4 protein-coding genes are annotated in these 3980 nt (G+C 34.5%); 3 read left to right on the forward strand and 1 reads right to left on the reverse strand.

Annotation, left to right across the window (positions count from 1 at the left end):
- Window positions 1–651 precede the first annotated feature (651 nt).
- The 3 genes from E2K98_RS30205 to E2K98_RS30210 all read left to right on the forward strand — a co-directional run bounded on the left by E2K98_RS30205 (window position 652) and on the right by E2K98_RS30210 (window position 2784).
- Window positions 652–1149, forward strand: a complete 498-nt coding sequence (locus E2K98_RS30205; RefSeq protein WP_133340665.1) for a hypothetical protein — start codon at window positions 652–654, stop codon at window positions 1147–1149.
- An 857-nt stretch (window positions 1150–2006) separates the two neighbouring features.
- Window positions 2007–2159 carry a hypothetical protein gene (locus tag E2K98_RS31400; RefSeq protein WP_165976444.1) on the forward strand — a complete coding sequence of 51 codons (153 nt, stop codon included), beginning with the start codon at window positions 2007–2009 and terminating at the stop codon, window positions 2157–2159.
- Window positions 2160–2364: 205 nt separating this feature from the next.
- Complete coding sequence (locus tag E2K98_RS30210; protein ID WP_133340667.1) at window positions 2365–2784, forward strand: hypothetical protein; 420 nt, start codon at window positions 2365–2367, stop codon at window positions 2782–2784.
- A 203-nt stretch (window positions 2785–2987) separates the two neighbouring features.
- Here the strand turns inward: E2K98_RS30210 and E2K98_RS30215 are convergent, their stop codons facing one another.
- Entirely contained in the window at window positions 2988–3674 is a 687-nt protein-coding gene (locus E2K98_RS30215) for a hypothetical protein (RefSeq protein WP_133340669.1), read from the reverse strand.
- Window positions 3675–3980 lie beyond the last annotated feature (306 nt).

A 3980-nucleotide genomic window follows, 5' to 3' on the forward strand; every position in this document is an offset into this window, starting at 1 on the left:
GCCCGCTACCTAACTGTCTACGCTTAAAGACTAAAGTTACCTTTAGCCCTCCAAGACTCGCTACGAGCGAATGGCTAGTTCTTACTCGACGGGAATCCCACCCGTTATATGATACGACCTATGCTCGGCCGCACAAGCACCCGTTAGTGCAACAAGAAAGTGTCCAAAAGATTATAGTTTCACACCACATCACGGAAAAAAATCTATTCTGAAAACTTGAAGTTCCACCCTTATGAAGTATTAACCCATAGTCCTTAACCTTTTCATTTTCTAGGTATATGCCCATTCATAAAATCACCCTGTTCATATAATTTAAGGAAACTTTAAGGGGTGACTTTAAAATGGAGAAAGATAATTTAAATCCCTTGATTGGGTGGGTTGGTAAAGAGTTACAAGTAAAACATCCCTGGTGCCCATTCCTTATCTGGGAAATTATTATTTGTCGGTTCGGACTATATAATAATCAATAGTAAACATAAGGGCATTATATATATAAATACAAAGCATGTTAAGCATTTCATTTTAGATTTAGGAATCCAACAGGCACGTACAGAAGAACAAACTTCATTCATTATTGAAGAAAACTTTATTAAACTTCTTTCAAAATTGCAGTATTTATTTTTAAAAGTAAATAGTGGTCCAGAAAAATCATTGGGTATGCTTATCCATTCTAATAAAGATTGGATTACCCTTTCTGATAATTTACAGTCATTAATAGTGATTCCAACTTCCCATATAAAATGTGTTAGCTTGAGTAACAAGAACGAAAAAAATAAACCAAAAGCTGAACGTAATGAAGAAAATAAAAAAGTACAAAAGGATGAAGACGGAAGTCAGCCTGATGAAAATAAAAAAACACAAAAGGATGATGACAGAAGTAAACCTAATCTAGAAAGCAATTTAAATAGTCAGTCTGAAGAGAATAGTAATCCTAAAACTGTGGATAACAATACAGCTTTGAAGATTGATATAAATAAAGACCAGGTTAAAGAAGAAAAGTTACAGGAAATTTCAGATCAACCTGTGCTAAAACAATCGAATATTGAAAAACATAATGAAATTCAGATAAAAAAAGAACAACTAAAGCTTAATAACAATGATGAAAATGATCAACAAGTAGAAATTGATAAGTTTAAAAAAAAAAAATAGCCAATGATAACTTAGGAGGAAAAAAATATTCAGCCAATAACAATGGTATACCAAAGGAAACGGTAATTATTATCGAAATGGCTGAGGATGATTATTATCTCCCAAATTTTAACAAAAGCTCCTCTACTTAAAAATGTTTAATTGCCTAAATACATTTTCACGAAATGTGAATAAAATATCTTGTATTATAAATCTGGTCCGTTTTCCTCAACCATCCTGAAATGGATGGTTTTGTATTTTTTAGACACTTAAATACTATAAAGTTTAATTCAATATTCCATACTTACCTAACCACAAAGTAACCATGTCACATAAAATAAAGGGGGATATGGTTAGGATGCCAAACCAATTCATTCTTCTAAAAAAAGCGTAATTTTTGACACTTTTTTATTATTTGTTCCACACTAGTCCATTTCAATTTTGAAGATCATTACATAAACTACTGTAGGCAAGCATATTTTCCACTCTCTTGTAAAGCGTCATTATTGACGCTTTTTTTATTTACTTCACCCTGTCATTTTTTTCCTTTTTAACTAATCTGCCAAGTTAGTACAATAAAAAAGCCACTATAATGGTAGATGCAACGCTTGTGGGATTATACTTAACACTTTAGCAAACTTTTAATCATAGCTTTCTTTACGTCTTTTTGACCTTATCAGTGTGCTTTTGCTTATACCTGTATTTCTTCAACCTTTTTGTATGAATTTATGCATCTATTACTTTTTTACACATGTAAAATTGACAGCCTATTTTTTAAACCCCAGACATCCGTTTATGCTTGTCCATTATTTCAACATAATATATTTTCGTAAGGGGTCTCTTACGATACTCTTCGTACCAGGAAAGGGGGGACATAAATGCCAACTTCACCACTTTCCAATCTTCTAGTTTGCTTAGGAGTACTACTAGTGATCATTTTATTAGCACTAGCACTTTTTGTTGGTGGAATTTTAGGCGTTGATACTAGCTCGTTTAGTGGCGCATTTAATGCAATTGCTGCACAATGCTAATCGAATTCTAACAATATGCTTAATTTAAAGTTCCTATGAAATGGACAAATGAACTTAGAAGAACCTAGAATTAATCTTCTAAGTTCATTTTTAATTTTGGGTATAAGCGCATTTCAAAAGCATTTATTTGTGTGTAAGATTATAGTCCCTTCAAGATTCACTTTATACTGCTTAAAAAACATTTTTAGAATAGGGTGACGAAATAATGAGTGAGGATCAAAAGAAAAAAAATAAATCAATTTTGGGAGATAATCTCAACCTTGATACTTTATTTAATACTACTTCACCATCAAACAATAACAATGATGCATTAATGAATTTGGCTGGGAGCTTAATGCAAAATCCAAATACAATGAATTCACTAATGAAGGTAGCAAGCAGTTTGTTTACAAATGATACAATTGTTAATTCTGTAACTGATATAAATAAGCCTAAGCAAGATGGACCCACTCCTGACACTGCTCCCGCACAAGAGAATACAGAACTTAGTTTAATTTCTTCACAGCTAGAAAAACTTTCCGATGAGTTATCCGAAATAAAAGCTCAATTAAATGAATTTAAGGAACACAATAAGAAGTTAATTGAATACATCTTAAACACGAATCAGAATTCAAAAAAGAAATAGTCAATTATAAACCTTGAGAAATCAAGGTTTTTTACTATTAATAAAGAAGTAACAGGAAAGCTACCTTCTCATTTGGTGATAAGAAAAGCTGCCACAATTACAGCTTGATCTATAACTCTTGCACCCTATAGTTTAAGTACATACCTTCACAATCTTTATTAATAAATTATGTTAATTCCTATTCCGAATTTATGACCGACTGACTAACTTTCGGATTGGAAAGTAGTAGACTGTACCTTCTCACCAATATTCTGGTTACTTTGCCTCCACAAGCCTACCGCTATCCATAGACAACCTACGGCGACCAGAATTCCGTGGGTAATTCGCAGCGGCTGCCCACCGAAAAATTGCGGAATATATAATCCCATCCCTAAAGCGAAAGGAACACCACTCCATTTTGGGTACATGCCAGACCTCCAAATTGCGATAGCAAGTATAATCGCTGCAATGGCAAGTAGTAGGAGTCCTACAAGGGACATAACGAGACCCGCGCCAGAACGGACGACAGTTGCTAAACTAACAAGGGTGGATGCTTGTTGCCTTATCGCCTCTTGCCCTATAGCGTGTAGACCGAACGTTTCCCCTCCGTAAAACGGCAAGGTTAAACCTGTTCCTATCAAACACATCACGACCGCCCAATACGCAAGTGAGTTTACGGCTGTCCCTTGTAAAGAGTTGTGAAGCCCAAGTAAACCTAGTGGTAGTAGTGTAAAAGCGACAATGGCTAGTATATGTGCCACTAGCCAATCGGTGGAGGCGAAAGCTGTGGCACCTTGCAAGGATGTTTCATCTGAAAAAGGTCGTATCGTTGGATAAAGTACAAACAAGATTCCAGAGATCACGAGAGATGAAGCACTAAGGCGCATTCGTAACATTTTAGGTACTGGCATAGGATCTTCCTCCTTGGTTTGGATGTCGATATAAATATACATTAAAGAAAAGCAAGGTTAACTAATTACAAAGTTGATAAAATATCCTGATTTTATTTTTATATAACTTCAACTATTTTGATAATTAAGTGGTTTTATGTAAAAGTTTAATTAAGTTTTTCTCTCATTGGATTAATTCGGAGTCAACCATTGCTTTTGTTAACTGATTCACCTTCTGTCATCTTTTAGTTGAAGAACAAAAGGAATCCCCGCAGCGATCCCTTGTTAAACATGTCGAGTAGAAGGGAGCCTTTCTACCTTGCGGTA

The organism is Bacillus salipaludis (assembly GCF_004358205.1).